This is a genomic window from Aquimarina litoralis, from assembly GCF_039523995.1.
Classification (GTDB): domain Bacteria; phylum Bacteroidota; class Bacteroidia; order Flavobacteriales; family Flavobacteriaceae; genus Aquimarina; species Aquimarina litoralis.
In genome coordinates this window covers 234,393-250,427 of sequence record NZ_BAAAGE010000005.1, presented here as the reverse complement: position 1 = coordinate 250,427, position 16,035 = coordinate 234,393, and the positions used below count along the sequence as shown (strand labels likewise).

The following is a 16,035-nucleotide window of genomic DNA, read 5'->3' as shown; positions in this document are numbered from 1 at the left end:
AAAATAAGTTGAGTTTGTATCATAACGGTTGACAAATAGTCAACCGTTATTTTTTTATCCATTATTGGAAGGATATAAATTTTCTTTTCTAGTATATTAATGGGTACACTAGAGCTGTTTTCAATCTAATGAAAACTGCTAGTTACCTATCATAGGAATGTCTTTGTAATTTCTAATTAAATGCATGACCGTTGTTATTGGAATTTGGATACTATACGTTCCAGTGTAGGATGGACAAATAATACAATCATCAAAATAGTAAGTGATAGTTTCGTCATTGATCACAAAATTGTTTTTATAAGCATTGAAATCTGATTCGGAGATTTCCCAACAGTCGTAATACATTTCTCCAGAATGGATAGCTGCTTTTATTTCATCATTCAGAATACTCAATAATTCTTTTTCAGAGCCTAGATCAAAGAAGTCATTGTAGTATATAAATTGATGTGTATCCATTTCATAATTAAGACATTCAAACATATACGTAGAATGCTTCATACCCGAATAATAGTTTTCTTTATAAATAACTACACTAACCAAGTCGTTTTTGGCATTGTATATTTTGTAATCGATCAATCTTTTATCCATACATCGTGCTATTTGCATACTGTCGCAAAAGATTACCTTATCCTCCATGATTTCATTTTCAGTAGCTTCAATGTTTAAATAAGTTTCACTTATATAAGTGTTAAAGACAGCATACCCTTTATTAATGTCTTCGTTCAGATATGGATAGGTATAATCCAAAATATAATAATCTTCTGCCTTGTATAATTTTTTATTAATAACTAAATCTTGCAGCTGTGCTTTATCATCGGGAGCAGTAATTAATTTTTTTCTTTTGATTGCCTTCGTTTTTTCTTGGTGCATTTCTAGATTTTCTTCAGAAAAAACAGCTATAGAATCGATATCATCACTATTTGTATCATGATTAGTAGCTTTTGTATGAGAAGGTTGGGGATGAGAAGATGCTTTTGGTTTACAACCTATAGTACATATAATCAGGATAAGAATTAAATATTTCATAAGTATAATTTTATAGTATCAATGTATATCGGATATGCTAGAATAAAAATGACTTTTATCATCTTAATTATCGAACAGATTTTGAAAACAAAAAGAGTGAACCTTAATAAAAGTTCACTCCTTTTTCAAGTTTATTAATAATGTAAATTAAAAGAGAGTATTGATAAGAATAATTAATGAGTTTATTGCTAAGCTAGTGATCAAAAGATCTAATACTAATTTTGGTTTTTGTACGGTTAATATAGCTGCATTATGAGCACTACAAATTGCTACACTTAGAAATACCATAAACATTTCTATAGCGCCATGTCCACCTATTAAAGTAGACATAATTGCTACAGAACCTAGACAGGTGGAAGCGATAATTGCTAAAGCAGAATATCCAATGTAATTTTCAGAAAAGTCGGTGTTTATTTTTGCATATAGTGTCATAATAATTTGGTTTTTAATTTGTTGTAAAGGTATATCAGGTCTCAGGACTGAAATATGATATTTGTCAGTAATGGAAAAAAAGATTAGTTCTCGAAAAGCAATTTTAATTTCCCAAGCATCATTAATTCAGATTTATTTTTTCCTGAGAAAGCACTGGCAATGGCATTGCAAGTGGACCATATAAGTTCTTTGATCTTATTGGAAAACATGGAAGTGTGTTCCGTATAAAAGTTTTGGAACTCCTCAAAACAGTCTTGTGCATTAGGTGTTTCATAATCCAACCAATCAAAAACAATTTCTATTTGAAACGCTGCATCTATTCCAAATTCATCTTCGAGATCATCTAGTGACAACCATTCTGATTGTACAATTTTATGCAAAGATTCATATTCTGAAACGCGTACTACCTTGTCGGATGCAGCAATGGCATAAAATAGTTTGCCTAAGCTTTGATATAATGTTATTCCAATATTTTGTGTTGTATTCATGGTTTAATTTTTTAATGTTGAAGTAAAAGTAATAGGTGTTACGGAGAAAAATTATGACATAAATCAGGTTGCTGTTTTTTTGTGTAAATTTGTGGATACACCCAAAAAAACAACCTTCATTTATATGTCATTAACCGGTGATAACACTTTTGATATTCTTTCTGAAGCGATTTCTGAAGGAGTAATTATTGTAGATGAAAATCAAATGATTGTTGCCACAAATAGTGCTTCAGAACAAATTTTTGGTTATGAAAAAGGAGAGCTTACAGGACAATCGCTAAATATTCTGATTCCGCAGCAATATAGAGGAAATCATGGAGGACATTTCCAAAGTTTTATGAAACATAGCCAAAAACGGCAAATGGGAATTGGGAGAGATATTCATGGAGTAAAAAAGAATGGAGATACCTTTCCTGTAGAAGCAGGATTAAGCCCTTTTCAGATATATGATAAAACATTTGTCATGGCATTGGTAATGGATATCACAGAACGCAAAAACTATACAGAAAAACTGGAAAGCACTGTAAAAGAGCGAACCAAACAGTTACAGGAAGCTTTAGAGAAAGAAAAGGAACTAAATGAGTTAAAAACAAAGTTTTTATCATTAGTATCACACGAATTCAAAACCCCTTTAAGTGGCATACTAACTTCTACTACTTTGATCGGGAAATACCAAAAAACAGAACAACAAGAAAAGAGAGAAAAACACCTTCATACCATTAAAAGTAAGGTGAAGTATCTCGATAATATCTTAACAGATTTTTTGTCTATAGAACGGCTAGATAGTGGAAAAGTAAATTATAAATTTTCCACTTTTCCTTTGAGCAAAGTAATTAACGAAGTAGTCTACGATGCCAATATGCTGCTAAAAGGTGGGCAAAAGATCAATTATCCTCAGGATATTGATGAATATACCCTAGAGTTTGATGAAAAAATATTGGAGTTAACACTAACCAATTTAATAGGAAATGCGATCAAATATTCTGGAGAAGGTACTACCATAGATTTGCAAGCTTATCCAGAAAAAGAGACCTTCGTTTTTAAGGTAATTGATCAAGGTATCGGGATCCCAGAAAAAGAACAAAAGTTTATCTTTAACAGATATTTTAGAGCAGAAAATGCATTATTGGATCAAGGGACTGGTATAGGATTAAATATTGTAAAAAGTCATATAGAAAATCTTGGAGGTTCTATTACCTTTTTAAGCGAAGAGAATCAAGGTACTACCTTTACCGTTACAATTCCTACAATTATAACAGCAACACACAAATAACTAAATGATGAGTAAGGTTTTATTAATAGAAGACGATACCGCATTACGAGAAAACACAGCAGAATTACTGGAATTGTCTGACTATGATGTTACTACGGCACCTAATGGCAAAGTAGGTATAGAAAAAGCAAAAACCGAAAATCCAGACATTATTGTTTGTGATATTATGATGCCCGAAGTGGATGGGTACGGAGTGCTAGAAGCACTATCATTACATAATCATACGCATCAGATTCCTTTTATCTTTTTGTCGGCAAAAACAGAACATAAAGAAATACGCAAAGGGATGGATCTGGGAGCTGATGATTACCTTACCAAACCTTTTGAAGAAGAAGAATTAATAAGTGCCATCGAAAGTCGCCTCGCTAAAGCAGCAATTTTAAAAAAGATGATGACAGGTAGTACTGTTGCTTCAGAAGATAAAGAGGATACGCTACGAAACTTACATGAACTGAAGAACTTTTTTGATGATCAAGGCGAGATTTCTAATTATAAAAAAGGAGAAGTTATATATAAAGAAGGAGATCATTCTAATAAAATTTATCTCATCCTAAAAGGAGTGGTAAAAACTCATAAAATGGATGAAAGTGGGAAGGAATTGATCACAACTTTGTATAGACCCGATGATTTTTTAGGATTTACTTCTTTCATGGATAATATCCCGTATCAAGAATCTGCAACAACAGTAGAGGGGACCGAACTCGCTGGAGTTTCTAAAAATGAACTAAAAGATATTTTAGCAAAAAGCAATAATATATCCTTGGAACTAATGGAGCTTCTTACAGATAATCTCTCAGATATCAAGGAACAATTATTACAGATGGCCTATAGCTCTGTACGCAGAAAAACAGCACAGACAATACTTCAGTTTGCAGAAATTTTAAATAAAAAAACTGAGGAAAACATTAAAATTTCACGAAACGATTTAGCTAGTGTGGCAGGAATAGCCACTGAAAGCTTGATACGAACACTATCTAGTTTTAAAAAAGATGGTCTAATAGAAATTGAAGGCCGAAATATCAAGATACTAGATTTATCTGCATTACAATTGATGGAATAATTTTTCAATAAATTTCCAAACCTGACATTTGTCATATTTCGAGAGGTAGCGACCAGATATATTTGTATATAACTAGGTGGCGAAAGACATGAATAATATATTAATTCCGACTGATTTTTCTGACAATGCATGGAATGCTTTGGATTATGCCGTTTCTTTTTTCAAAAAAGAGGAATGTTCTTTTTATTTACTTCATGTTTCCGCTTCCGAAATGGTGGCATCAGGAATCACTTCTGAAATTATCATGAGTCCTTTTGAAGAAAAAACAACAGTATCAAAACGTTTCACAGATCTTCGAGAAAAAATTAAACAGTTTCCCACCAACAAAAAGCACCACTTTTTTACGCTTCACGAATATGGTTATTTAGTAGATACTATACGAAATATTGTAGCCGAAAAGTCTATTGATTATATCGTCATGGGTACCAAAGGGGCGTCTGGATGGAAAGAAAGAACGATCGGAAGCAATACTGGAGATGTAATTACCAAAGTGAAGTGTCCGATTTTAGTAATACCCGAAAAAGCAACTTATATAAAACCAATAGAAATAGCTTTTCCTACAGACTATAATCTACAGTATAGAAGCAAAGTTTTGAATACCATTAGAACTGTTGTTGCCACTAGTGATGCAAATTTTCGAATACTTCATATTGCCAAAAAAGAGAAAGAACTTTCTGAATTACAAAAAGAAAATAAAAACCTTCTTGATGATTATCTGGGAGATACTCTAAAGCACAGTTTTCATTTTCTTTCTACCGCTAATATCGAAGAAGGAGTTCAATCTTTTGTAGAAAGTAGTAATATAAATATGATAACGATGATTGCAAAAAATGTGAATTTTTTTCAGCGAATTTTATTTCGTCCTACAGTAGAAAAAATTAGTTATCACACCCATATTCCTTTTTTTGTTTTACACGAATAATAAACCCTAATAATTTCTAACGAATGTGTACAAGTTTAATCACCAAGTATAATGTACCAGGACCTAGGTATACAAGCTATCCAACAGTGCCCTATTGGAACAATGATATGTTTTCGCTTAAAAAGTGGACAGAATCAGTTCAAAAATCTTTTCATGTTACCAATAATTCTAAGGGAATCAGTATCTATATACATTTGCCATTTTGTGAGAGTTTGTGTACTTTCTGTGGCTGTCACAAACGAATTACCAAAAGACACGAAGTAGAAATACCTTATATTAATGCTGTTATAAAAGAATGGCAATTGTATGTTGACCTATTTGGAACTAGGCCAATAATTAAAGAACTGCATTTAGGAGGAGGTACTCCTACATTCTTCTCTTCTAAAAATTTACAATACTTATTACAAGGCATCTTTTCCTTTGCAAAAAAAGCAGAAGGATTCGAATTTAGCTTTGAGGGGCATCCTAATAACACAACACGAGAACAGTTACAGGTCTTATACGATATAGGTTTTAGAAGAGTAAGTTTTGGGGTGCAGGATTATGATGAAACGGTACAGAAGGCTATCCATCGTATTCAGCCCTTTGAAAATGTGAAATATGTAACAGAAGTTGCCAGAGAAATTGGTTACACATCCATAAGTCATGATATCGTATTTGGATTGCCTTTTCAGACAGAAGAAGCAATTATCAGAACAATCAAAAAGACAAAAGAATTACTTCCTGATCGATTGGCTTTTTATAGTTATGCACACGTTCCTTGGCAAAAAGGGAACGGTCAGCGTGGCTTTAAAGAATCAGATCTTCCTACAGCTGCTCAAAAAAGAAAACAATATGAAATAGGTAAAGAATTATTAACGAATGAAGGGTACATAGAAATTGGAATGGATCATTTTGCACTCAAAAGTGATGCACTTTATACATCCAAAATGGAAGGAGATATGCATCGTAATTTTATGGGATATACCATTTCTAATACCAAATTGATGATTGGTTTGGGCGCTTCTTCCATTAGTGATAGTTGGTATGGTTTTGCTCAAAATGTAAAAGGTGTTGAAGCTTATCAGAACTTAGTTCATGAAGGAATCATACCCATTTATAGAGGTCATATGTTAACGAAAGAAGATGAAATCATCAGAAGACATATACTGAATTTGATGTGTCATTTTGAAACAGATTGGAGTATAGATAATCTTCATTTTGATGAATTAGCAGATGTATCTGATCGATTAGAAGAAATGGAAAGTGATGGATTAGTAGAAGTGACAAATCATAATATAAGAATTACCAAAAAAGGACAACCTTTTGTTCGTAATATTTGCATGGCATTTGATTTAAGATTGCAGCGCAATAGACCAGAAACGCAATTGTTTTCAATGACAATCTAGAATACGAAGAAGCTTCAATATTGAAGTGTAACAAAAACCAGCATAGTTTTATTCAATTTTAACCCGAATTATATACCGTATGATTCGGGTTTAATGACATTCAAAATTGGTAGAGACAATAGGGGATGCTTGTTTTGGAGAAACATAAGGTATTCCTAGTCCCATTCCTCTTAAAATAAAAAGTAATCCCATTACAATGATAAATATAGGGATCATCTTTTGTATCCGTTGTCGTATCCAAGTTCCTTTGAATAAGTTGTTTGCAAAGACTATAGTAGTCATCAATGGAATTGTACCCAATCCAAAAAGAATCATATATAAACTTGCCTGTAAGATATTTGAAGAAGTGATAGCACCAAAGACAGCCATATACACAAGTCCACAAGGTAAAAAACCGTTTAAAAAACCGATGGTTAAAAAGGTATCTGTAGTTTTCTTTTGCAAATTATGACCAAGAGTAGCTTTTACTTTTGTAATTGCATAATAAATTGGCCGGGTAAAAGTGTTTTTCTTGGCTTTAATTGCTGGTACTAGGACTATAAGAATCATTAAAATTCCGATGATAATCGATAATCCTTGTTGTAGATTAAAAATATGAAAACTTTTTCCCAGTAAACCAAAGAAAAAACCTATCATTCCATACGCTAATAGCCTACCGGAATGATATAATAAAACTTGAAATAGTTTTTTAGCACTATTGGACTTATGTACTGGGAGCATGAATGCGATTGGCCCGCACATTCCTATACAATGAAAACTGCCTAAAAAACCTAATATGAAAGCAGATACTAACACTTAATATGTAAATGATTTTTTATATAAGTAATGGATATCTTCATACTTCCAATCTACTGTAATTTTCCATTTTCCTTCTATCATATTTTCGTCTGGAATTATTATGGTGTTTCTTTCAAGATTAATTGGAATAGAAAAGTCTAATTGCTTATTCGATGGACGATATAATGAAATTACTCCACTGATTTTTTGAAATTCCTTTTCTTCAGGAAATGTGATGGACAGACCTATAGGTGTTTTTTTAATAAAAACGTTATTAGGCAAAGCTCTAGAATTTTTCTCGGCGTCAATTTCCTTCTGAAAAGCTAGTTCTTTTTTGTAATATTCCTCGGTTACAAGGTCGTGCTCATATTTCTTGTTGGTATTCATGCGTACTACGAAGTACATAATAAAGGTTATGAATCCTATAAATACCAATACGATTGCGGTTCCCCAGTTTATTTTCATGGTCTTAGGTTTTTAATTTCTATCTATAACTTCTTGGCCCCAAAAAAGCCGCATAAGTTGTTTCTATTAATGTATCATTGCTATATACTCCTATTTTTAGTTTGTCTTTATCCCCACTTAGCGCAGATGCATGAACCTCAATAAACAATGTTCCTTCGGCCAGTCCTTGTCTAGGCACAACAAAGTTTTTATGCGTAACTTGTTCAATTTTTCCTTGATGTGATAACAACTCAAAATGTACATCTATAATATCCTCGGTGGTTTTGTTCACCAACTTATAGGTAAATACATTACTAATCATATTATTTTCCTTTCTTTCATAAAGTTGACCGGGTAATCGGAGGATATTGGCTTCTACGTCATTTCTTAAGAATAACATTCCAGTGAGTACACCTGTTAGAATCAATAATACACCAGTATATCCTTTTAATCGGGAAGTGAATTCGAATTTTGTTTTTTTTGCAATGTTCTCCTCACTCGCATATCGAATAAGTCCTTTAGGTAGGTTCACGCTTTCCATCATATGGTCACAAGCATCTATACAGGCAGTACAGTTAACACATTCTAGCTGGGTGCCGTTACGAATATCAATACCTGTTGGACATACATGTACACATTGAAAACAATCTATACAATCTCCTTTTCCAGTACTTTGTCGGTCTTCATTTTTTTTAAACTTAGCTCTGCCTGTCTCTTTTTCTCCACGTTTGTAGTCATACGCAACTACAATCGATTTTGAGTCTAATAATACTCCTTGTAATCGGCCATAAGGACAAGCTATAATACATACTTGTTCTCTAAACCATGCAAAAACAAAATAGAAAACAGCCGTAAAAATCAGTAATGAAATTAGAGTGCTAATATGTTTTAAAGGGCCATCAATGATATATTGTAATAATTGATCACTTCCTATAAGATAAGCCAAAAATACATTGGCGATTAAGAAGGAAATGATAAAAAATATAATCCACTTTGTTATTCTTTTTCTGATTTTTTCTGCATTCCAGACTTGCTTATCGAGTCGGATTTGTTTTCCTCGATCACCTTCTATCCAGTATTCGATTCTTCTAAAAACCATTTCCATGAAAATCGTTTGTGGACATACCCACCCGCAGAATAATCTCCCGAAAGCGACAGTGAATAAGGTGATGAATATAACTCCTATAATCATGGAAATCACAAACAAATGAAAATCCTGAGGCCAAAAAGGAGCTCCAAAAATATTGAATCGTCGCTCCAAGACATTAAAAAGCAGGAATTGATTTCCGTTGATCTTAATAAAAGGAGCAGAAAACAGAAAGATTAACAATCCGTAACTTACCCACTTTCTATATTTATAGAATTTTCCGCTTGGTTTTTTGGGGTATACCCATGCTCGTTTTCCTTCTGCATTTACAGTAGCAATCGAATCTCTGAACTTTTCATTTGTTGGTGTTTCCAAGAGTTTTGATTTTCAATTATTCATTCAGTGCGACAGAGGTTGAATCTGATGCTAATTCTTGTATTTCTTCCTTTGATTGTTCTTTTTTTGGAGCATCAGGATCTATCCATAGTTCTCCTTGTGCTTCTTTAGGTTCGGCAGGAGTTGCTCCTTCTAAGGTGATGATATAACTAGCTACCTGAGCCATTTCTGCAGGTTTTAATGTTTGTTTCCAGGCTACCATTCCTTTACCATCTCTACCTCCTTCAGAAATGGTACGAAATATGTTCTTAATGCCACCACCCAAAATCCAATATCTGTCAGTTAAATTTGGACCAATTCCACCTCCGCCATCAGCTTTGTGACAGGCAACGCAATTCGCTGTAAAAATGGCTTTTCCTGCACTAATGTCCGAAGCATCAGTTAATAGTGTAACCGTATTTACATCGACTAAATCTTTGGCGGTTTTTTTGTATTCTTCGATCGCAATTTTAGCTTCAGCCATTTCTGTTTCATACTCTTCTCTTTGGGTATAGTCATTAAACACATGGAAACGTATCATATAGATCATGCCGAATACGATGGTAGCATAAAATCCATATACCCACCAAGGAGGAAGATTATTATCTAATTCTTTAATGCCATCGTAATTATGGTCTAGGATGATTTCATCCTCTTGCGCTACCGGTTTACTATCAAGAAGCTTTAGATAGATATCTTTTAACCATTTGAATTGTTTTTCTTTCTTAATCTTTTGAGCAAGTGCATAACGTTCTTGGGCATCTGGTTTTAGAGATAGGAATAGTATATTTTGTAATGCAGCTAAACTAATTTCTATTGCAATAGCAAATAACGCAATCATACCTAATACTAACCAGCTAAGAGGTTCTTCAATAAATGCTGAATTGCCGTTAGTTTCAACTGTAAGTTCTATTAAAATATACGCAATGAGTAAAAAGGTACATACTCTTATATATGATGCGGTTGTTTTCATAATGTTAGGTCTTTATCGATTTCTGTTTCTAATGGTATATGACTTACTTCTTTGATGTGTTCTTTTTTTGCAGAAATAACCCACCAAAATAATGCGGTAAAGAAGATGAAAAATATTAGGAGAGAAATCATAGGATAGATTTCTATTCCCTCAATACTTTCCATATGACCTTTTATAAATTTTAGCATAGCTTTATTCTTTAGTTTGTACTATCGTTTCTTCGTCTTGTTTTTTGACTTTAATATCTGTTCCTAATCTTTGGATGTAAGCGATAAGCGCTACTACTTCTCGATGTCTCATTTCTATAAAGTCTAAACCATTTTCTTTGGCATATTTTTTATCGGCGTCATAGGTCTTTGCAAAATCAGGATCGGTATATAGATTTTTTTCAATTTGTATAGCTTGCTGGTCCATCCATTCTTGTGCTCTTGCAATCTCCTCTGGAGTATAGGGAACTCCTAGTGTTACCATAGCTTCCATTTTTGTCTCTGTTTGAGATCTGTCGAGCTTATTTTTTATCAACCATTTGTAGCTAGGCATGATAGAACCCGAAGAGGTGCTTTGTGGATCGTAGAAATGATTAAGATGCCAATTATCAGAATATTTTCCTCCTATCCTCATAAGATCTGGTCCTGTACGTTTACTACCCCATAAGAAAGGATGATCATATATATATTCTCCTGCTTTTGAATATTCTCCATAGCGTTCTACTTCACTTCTAAAAGGCCGAATCATCTGAGAGTGACAAGAAACACAACTCTCTCTAATATAAAGATCACGTCCTTCTAGCTCAAGAGGCGTATAAGGTTTCACGCTTGTGATAGTAGGAATATTAGAATCAACCATTAATGTGGGGATGATTTGTACGGCTCCTCCAATAAGAATAGCGATAGTTGCAAAAATGGTAAGCTTTACGGGTCTTCTTTCTAACCAGGTATGGTATCCTTCTTTAGCTGTTCTGTGTCGTGTTACCTTAGTAAGAGGAGCTGCTTCGGCAAGTTCGTCTGCAACTTTGCTTCCACTTTTCACTGTTTTTACAACATTATAGAGCATAATGAATATTCCTAATATGTAGATACTTCCACCAATAGCACGCATCCAATACATCGGTATAATTTCATTTACGGTTTCTAGAAAATTTCCATATACCAGGCTACCATCCGGATTAAATTGCTTCCACATAGAAGCTTGAACAAATCCTGCTACATACATAGGTAATGCATACATGATAATACCAAGAGTACCTAACCAAAAGTGAACATTTGCCAATCCTGTAGACCATAATTTGGTTTTGAAGAGTTTAGGAATTAACCAATATGCCATTCCAAAAGTTAAAAATCCATTCCATGCTAATGCTCCCACATGAACGTGAGCGATCACCCAATCACTAAAATGGGCAATAGCATTTACATTTTTAAGAGATAACATTGGACCTTCGAAAGTCGCCATTCCGTAACCAGTGATGGCAACTACCATAAATTTAAGTACAGGATCTGTACGGACTTTGTCCCAGGCTCCACGAAGAGTTAATAAACCATTGATCATTCCACCCCATGATGGAGCGATAAGCATTATAGAAAAAGCAACTCCAAGATTTTGTGCCCAATCTGGCAACGAAGAGTACAACAAATGATGAGGACCAGCCCAGATATATATGAAAATAAGCGACCAAAAATGTACTATCGATAATCGATATGAATAAATAGGTCGATTGGCAGCTTTAGGAATGAAGTAATACATTAATCCTAAGAACGGAGTAGTAAGGAAAAAAGCCACAGCATTATGACCATACCACCATTGTACCAATGCGTCTTGTACTCCTGCATAAACAGAGTAACTTTTTAATGCACTTACAGGAAGTTCCAGACTATTAAAAATATGGAGTACTGCCACAGTTACAACGGTAGCGATGTAAAACCAAATGGCGACATATAAGTGACGCTGCCTTCTTTTTAATATTGTTCCAATAAGGTTCCAACCAAAAACAACCCATATTACTGCTATAGCAATATCAAAAGGCCATTCGAGTTCTGCATATTCTTTGGATGTTGTAAAACCTAAGGGAAGCGTAATAGCAGCACCAATAATAATCAATTGCCATCCCCAGAAGTTAATATTACTGAGAATATCGCTGAACATTCTTGCCTTTAATAAACGTTGTGTAGAATAATATACCCCTGCAAAAATGGCATTTCCAACGAAGGCGAAGATTACAGCATTGGTGTGTAGCGGTCTTAGTCGACCAAAACTCAACCATGATATACCATCGGTAAGGTTGGGGAATAAAAACATGAACGCCAGAAGTAGACCAACTGACATTCCTACAATACCCCATAGCATCGTAGCGTACAAGAATTTTTTTACGATTTTATTATCGTAATAGAACTGTTCCATTTCCATGTTAAGATTGTTTGGTTTTAGAAGGTGTTGAAGATTTTTCTTGGCCTTCTTTTACGAGTTCGTCTTCAAAAAGCATGCGAATAGATGGCGTATAAACGTCATCGTATTGTCCATTTTTTATAGAAAATATAAAAGCAATAAAAAAGACAATCGCTACTAGAATACTAATCGTTAAGAGCACATAAATAACACCCATACTTATTTTATTATGCATCAAAAGTATGTGCCAACCTTTTCTTAAAAAATGACATTTATCAGGTTTCGAAATCCATCTTGTAAAAAGTATTTTTGTATGGAATACAGATTTAGAATTTTAGCCGCACTAGAAACAAATAGTTTTTAATACAGGTATAAAGCTATAATCAAAGAAATCTATATGAACTGGTTTTACACCAATTATAATCTTGTTGGAGTGTATATTGAATAACCTTATTTGCTTTAGTGAATGCTTCGTATTTTATAAATTCAATATGAATAGGCTTAAGAATATAACCACCCCAATAGGGTGGTTTTGGAATCTCTTTGTTTTGGAATTTTTGCTCCAATTGTTCCATACGCTTGTCCAGAATTGTTCGAGATGGTATAATAGTACTTTGTTCAGATACCCAAGCTGCAAGTTTGCTACCTCTAGGACGAGATTCAAAATATCCTTCTGATAAATTTTCAGGTATTTTTTCGGTATGACCGTAAATATGTACTTCTCTTTGTGATTTATGCCAGTTAAACAATAGTGAAGCTCTATTATTGTTTGCAAGCGCTTTTCCTTTTTCGCTCTTATAATTGGTGAAAAAGATAAAACCTTCCCAAGTAAATCTCTTTAATAAAACAATCCTGGTTTTTGGAAAACCATCTATTCCAATGGTAGAAAGTTGCATAGCATTTATTTCATCTCCAGTATCCAAGTTTTTTATTTCATAAAACCACTGTTGGAAGTGTTCTATGGGATTATAATGCTTCGACATCTCCTTTCTTTTTATGGTATAGCTTAAAACTCATAAAATTTGTAAGTACCGTCACATAAATTACAATAGAAATTGAACTTAACGGCATTAGAATGGCGGCTACGATAGGAGATAATTGACCTGTTACAGCAAAATACAAGCCAATTATATTATAGAAAAATGATATAATAAAGCTTGATTTAATTACTCGAATTGTCTTTTTTGAAATATGTAAAAGATCACTGATTTTTTCAAATTCTGATGCATCTAAAATTGCATCACAAGCTGGAGAAAATACATTTACATTTTCTGATATAGCGATTCCTACGTTACTTTGCGCCAGTGCTCCGGCATCATTAAGACCATCTCCAATCATCATTACGTTTCGATCGTTTTCCTGCAAGTTCTTGATATGGTTAAGTTTGTCTTTTGGTTTTTGATTAAAAAGTAATGAAGTCGTTTTAGGAAGTATTTTCTGTAAATAAGATCTTTCTCCCTGATTATCACCAGAGATTATTGATACTTCGTAAGTACTAGATAACTTTTTAAATAAATTTTCGAGTCCTTTTCGATATTGATTGTAAAAAATGAAATGGCCTCTGTAATTATCATTTGTGCTAATATGTACGGAAGTGTTAAGCTGTTTTTCGTTATCAGGGTTTTCCACAAAATTTGTAGAACCAATTTTAATGGAGTTTTCGGCATGTTTTCCTTCTATACCACTACCGATATACTCTTGATATTCATCTAAAGTCATAATTTCATGTGCTGCAAGTGTATCATATAAAGATCTGCTTAACGGGTGGTTTGAAGCACGTAGGGTGTTTTTTAATAACGCTTCTTCCGTATGTGATAAAGGTTGCCCATGATATTCAATATTATTTTTTTTATGTACTGTAATAGTACCTGTTTTATCAAACAAAATGGTATCTGCATTTGCCATTTGCTCGATAACTTCAGCATTTTTGAGATAAAATTTATGCTTACCAAAAAATCTTAGTACATTTCCGAATGCAAATGGTCTGGCCAATGCTAATGCGCAAGGGCATGCAATGATTAAGACTGCTGTAAAAACATTAATGGCTTTGGATGCATCCTTAAATAACCAGTAACTAGTTGCAATAACTGCGATACATAAAATGATTATGGTAAAATATTGGCTTACCATATCAGTGAGATTGGTAAAAGAATCGGCTTTGTTCTTTTTGAAAATATCATTACTCCATAACTGAGTTAGATAACTTTGTTCTACGGATTTGAGGGCTTCAATTTCTATTGCTCCGTTCATTTGTTTTCCTCCTGCAAAAAGTTTATCTCCAGATCGTTTAGAAACAGGCTCACTTTCTCCAGTAACAAAACTGTAATCTATTCTTGCATTACCATTAATTAATATGCTATCTACAGGAATTAATTCCTCATTTCTAATTAATAAACGATCTCCTTCTTTAATTTCATATACCTGAATGTTCTCTTCTAGTTTTTGGTCTGAAGAAATTCTGGTGACTGCAATGGGGAAATAGGATTTATAATCTCTTTCGAAGGATAAGAAAGTATATGTCTTTTGTTGAAAAAACTTCCCTAATAATAGGAAGAATACCAAACCGGTGAGGCTATCAAAAAAACCGGTGCCCAGATCAAATACTATTTCTACAGTACTTCTAATGAAGAGTACTAAAATACCTAAAGCAATAGGTACATCGATATTTAATATGTTATTTCGTAACCCTTTATAGGCAGAAATTAGATATTCCTGACCAGCATAAAAAACAACAGGTATCGAAAAAGCAAACATTAACCATCTAAAAACATGTTTATATTGTTCTAACCAATATTCTGACACTTCAAAATATTCAGGGAAAGACAAAAACATTACATTTCCAAAAGCAAAACCTGCAACTCCTAATTTATAGAATAAACTTCGGTTAATATGTTGATTGCCTTTAGAATAATCCTCTAAGCTAATATAAGGCTCATATCCTATTGAGTTAAGTAAGGTAACAATTTCTTTTAGGGTAGTTTTTGAGGTATCAAAAGTTACTCTTACCGTTTTTTTCGGAAAATTTACTTGTGATGCAGAAATCGATGTATGGAGTTTATGCAAATTTTCTAAAATCCAAATACAGGAACTACAATGGATATGAGGGATATATAAGGTAATTATCTGGATATTTTCATTGCTGAACTCGATTAATCTTTCAATAATATCAGGATTATCGAGATAATCATACTTTCCTTCAAGCTCTTTGGGAATGGCTCCAGGAGTAGATTGCAAATCATAATAGCAGGATAAATTATTAGTGAAAAAAATTTCATACACTGTTTTGCATCCATTACAGCAAAAAGTTTTATGATCAAATTTCACAATTGTTTTATCACAATCATTACCGCAGTGAAAACATTTTGTAGCTGTCATATCTATTAGATTTTGTACAAAAATCATAAAGACTAC

Annotated in this window: 16 protein-coding genes; 4 read left to right on the top strand and 12 right to left on the bottom strand. The window is 33.4% G+C overall.

Features of this window, described 5'->3' with window-relative positions:
• Window positions 1-138: 138 nt before the first annotated feature.
• The 3 genes from ABD077_RS22070 to ABD077_RS22060 form a co-directional block, all read right to left on the bottom strand.
• Window positions 139-1,026 carry an RsiV family protein gene (locus ABD077_RS22070; RefSeq protein ID WP_343914379.1) on the bottom strand — a complete coding sequence of 296 codons (888 nt, stop codon included), beginning with the start codon at window positions 1,024-1,026 and terminating at the stop codon, window positions 139-141.
• Between the two features lie 147 nt (window positions 1,027-1,173).
• Window positions 1,174-1,458: a hypothetical protein gene (locus ABD077_RS22065; RefSeq protein ID WP_343914377.1), complete on the bottom strand. Its 285-nt coding sequence runs from the start codon at window positions 1,456-1,458 to the stop codon at window positions 1,174-1,176.
• A gap of 83 nt (window positions 1,459-1,541) precedes the next feature.
• Window positions 1,542-1,946: a hypothetical protein gene (locus ABD077_RS22060; protein WP_343914375.1), complete on the bottom strand. Its 405-nt coding sequence runs from the start codon at window positions 1,944-1,946 to the stop codon at window positions 1,542-1,544.
• 124 nt (window positions 1,947-2,070) lie between these two features.
• Here ABD077_RS22060 and ABD077_RS22055 point away from each other — a divergent pair, with 124 nt between their 5' ends.
• From ABD077_RS22055 to hemN, 4 genes are all read left to right on the top strand, one after another.
• Window positions 2,071-3,219 carry a PAS domain-containing sensor histidine kinase gene (locus ABD077_RS22055; protein WP_343914374.1) on the top strand — a complete coding sequence of 383 codons (1,149 nt, stop codon included), beginning with the start codon at window positions 2,071-2,073 and terminating at the stop codon, window positions 3,217-3,219.
• 7 nt (window positions 3,220-3,226) lie between these two features.
• A complete protein-coding gene (locus ABD077_RS22050; protein WP_343914373.1) occupies window positions 3,227-4,279 on the top strand; it encodes a response regulator in 1,053 nt (350 codons plus the stop codon).
• 88 nt (window positions 4,280-4,367) lie between these two features.
• A complete protein-coding gene (locus tag ABD077_RS22045; protein WP_343914372.1) occupies window positions 4,368-5,201 on the top strand; it encodes a universal stress protein in 834 nt (277 codons plus the stop codon).
• A gap of 23 nt (window positions 5,202-5,224) precedes the next feature.
• Window positions 5,225-6,589, top strand: coding sequence for an oxygen-independent coproporphyrinogen III oxidase (hemN, locus tag ABD077_RS22040; RefSeq protein ID WP_343914371.1), 1,365 nt, complete (start codon window positions 5,225-5,227; stop codon window positions 6,587-6,589).
• A 90-nt stretch (window positions 6,590-6,679) separates the two neighbouring features.
• Here the strand turns inward: hemN and ABD077_RS22035 are convergent, their stop codons facing one another.
• The 9 genes from ABD077_RS22035 to ABD077_RS21995 form a co-directional block, all read right to left on the bottom strand.
• On the bottom strand, window positions 6,680-7,384 hold the full coding sequence (locus ABD077_RS22035; protein ID WP_343914370.1) for a sulfite exporter TauE/SafE family protein: 705 nt from the start codon (window positions 7,382-7,384) through the stop codon (window positions 6,680-6,682).
• On the bottom strand, window positions 7,385-7,831 hold the full coding sequence (locus ABD077_RS22030) for a FixH family protein (RefSeq protein ID WP_343914368.1): 447 nt from the start codon (window positions 7,829-7,831) through the stop codon (window positions 7,385-7,387). It abuts the gene before it with no gap.
• Between the two features lie 19 nt (window positions 7,832-7,850).
• Window positions 7,851-9,272, bottom strand: coding sequence for a cytochrome c oxidase accessory protein CcoG (ccoG, locus tag ABD077_RS22025; RefSeq protein ID WP_343914367.1), 1,422 nt, complete (start codon window positions 9,270-9,272; stop codon window positions 7,851-7,853).
• A gap of 16 nt (window positions 9,273-9,288) precedes the next feature.
• A complete protein-coding gene (locus tag ABD077_RS22020; protein ID WP_343914365.1) occupies window positions 9,289-10,245 on the bottom strand; it encodes a cbb3-type cytochrome c oxidase N-terminal domain-containing protein in 957 nt (318 codons plus the stop codon).
• Window positions 10,242-10,433, bottom strand: a complete 192-nt coding sequence (locus ABD077_RS22015) for a CcoQ/FixQ family Cbb3-type cytochrome c oxidase assembly chaperone (RefSeq protein WP_299605945.1) — start codon at window positions 10,431-10,433, stop codon at window positions 10,242-10,244. The genes ABD077_RS22020 and ABD077_RS22015 overlap by 4 nt, the downstream gene beginning before the upstream one ends.
• Before the next feature lie 4 nt (window positions 10,434-10,437).
• Window positions 10,438-12,645, bottom strand: coding sequence for a cytochrome-c oxidase, cbb3-type subunit I (gene ccoN / locus ABD077_RS22010; RefSeq protein ID WP_343914364.1), 2,208 nt, complete (start codon window positions 12,643-12,645; stop codon window positions 10,438-10,440).
• A gap of 1 nt (window position 12,646) precedes the next feature.
• A complete protein-coding gene (ccoS, locus tag ABD077_RS22005) occupies window positions 12,647-12,841 on the bottom strand; it encodes a cbb3-type cytochrome oxidase assembly protein CcoS (RefSeq protein ID WP_299898393.1) in 195 nt (64 codons plus the stop codon).
• A 166-nt stretch (window positions 12,842-13,007) separates the two neighbouring features.
• Window positions 13,008-13,607, bottom strand: coding sequence for a pyridoxamine 5'-phosphate oxidase (gene pdxH, locus ABD077_RS22000; RefSeq protein WP_343914363.1), 600 nt, complete (start codon window positions 13,605-13,607; stop codon window positions 13,008-13,010).
• The gene (locus tag ABD077_RS21995; RefSeq protein WP_343914362.1) at window positions 13,591-15,999 is read right to left on the bottom strand and encodes a heavy metal translocating P-type ATPase; all 2,409 of its coding nucleotides are present in this window, start codon (window positions 15,997-15,999) and stop codon (window positions 13,591-13,593) included. The genes pdxH and ABD077_RS21995 overlap by 17 nt, the downstream gene beginning before the upstream one ends.
• Window positions 16,000-16,035 lie beyond the last annotated feature (36 nt).

Excerpts from the sequence above, each read along its gene's own strand:
- ABD077_RS22070 (WP_343914379.1), bottom strand. The coding sequence starts at position 1,026 with ATGAAATATTTAATTCTTATCCTGATTATATGTACTATAGGTTGTAAA.
- ABD077_RS22065 (WP_343914377.1), bottom strand. The coding sequence starts at position 1,458 with ATGACACTATATGCAAAAATAAACACCGACTTTTCTGAAAATTACATT.
- ABD077_RS22060 (WP_343914375.1), bottom strand. The coding sequence starts at position 1,946 with ATGAATACAACACAAAATATTGGAATAACATTATATCAAAGCTTAGGC.
- ABD077_RS22055 (WP_343914374.1), top strand. The coding sequence starts at position 2,071 with ATGTCATTAACCGGTGATAACACTTTTGATATTCTTTCTGAAGCGATT.
- ABD077_RS22050 (WP_343914373.1), top strand. The coding sequence starts at position 3,227 with ATGAGTAAGGTTTTATTAATAGAAGACGATACCGCATTACGAGAAAAC.
- ABD077_RS22045 (WP_343914372.1), top strand. The coding sequence starts at position 4,368 with ATGAATAATATATTAATTCCGACTGATTTTTCTGACAATGCATGGAAT.
- hemN (WP_343914371.1), top strand. The coding sequence starts at position 5,225 with ATGTGTACAAGTTTAATCACCAAGTATAATGTACCAGGACCTAGGTAT.
- ABD077_RS22030 (WP_343914368.1), bottom strand. The coding sequence starts at position 7,831 with ATGAAAATAAACTGGGGAACCGCAATCGTATTGGTATTTATAGGATTC.
- ABD077_RS22020 (WP_343914365.1), bottom strand. The coding sequence starts at position 10,245 with ATGAAAACAACCGCATCATATATAAGAGTATGTACCTTTTTACTCATT.
- ABD077_RS22015 (WP_299605945.1), bottom strand. The coding sequence starts at position 10,433 with ATGCTAAAATTTATAAAAGGTCATATGGAAAGTATTGAGGGAATAGAA.
- ccoN (WP_343914364.1), bottom strand. The coding sequence starts at position 12,645 with ATGGAAATGGAACAGTTCTATTACGATAATAAAATCGTAAAAAAATTC.
- ccoS (WP_299898393.1), bottom strand. The coding sequence starts at position 12,841 with ATGGGTGTTATTTATGTGCTCTTAACGATTAGTATTCTAGTAGCGATT.
- pdxH (WP_343914363.1), bottom strand. The coding sequence starts at position 13,607 with ATGTCGAAGCATTATAATCCCATAGAACACTTCCAACAGTGGTTTTAT.
- ABD077_RS21995 (WP_343914362.1), bottom strand. The coding sequence starts at position 15,999 with ATGACAGCTACAAAATGTTTTCACTGCGGTAATGATTGTGATAAAACA.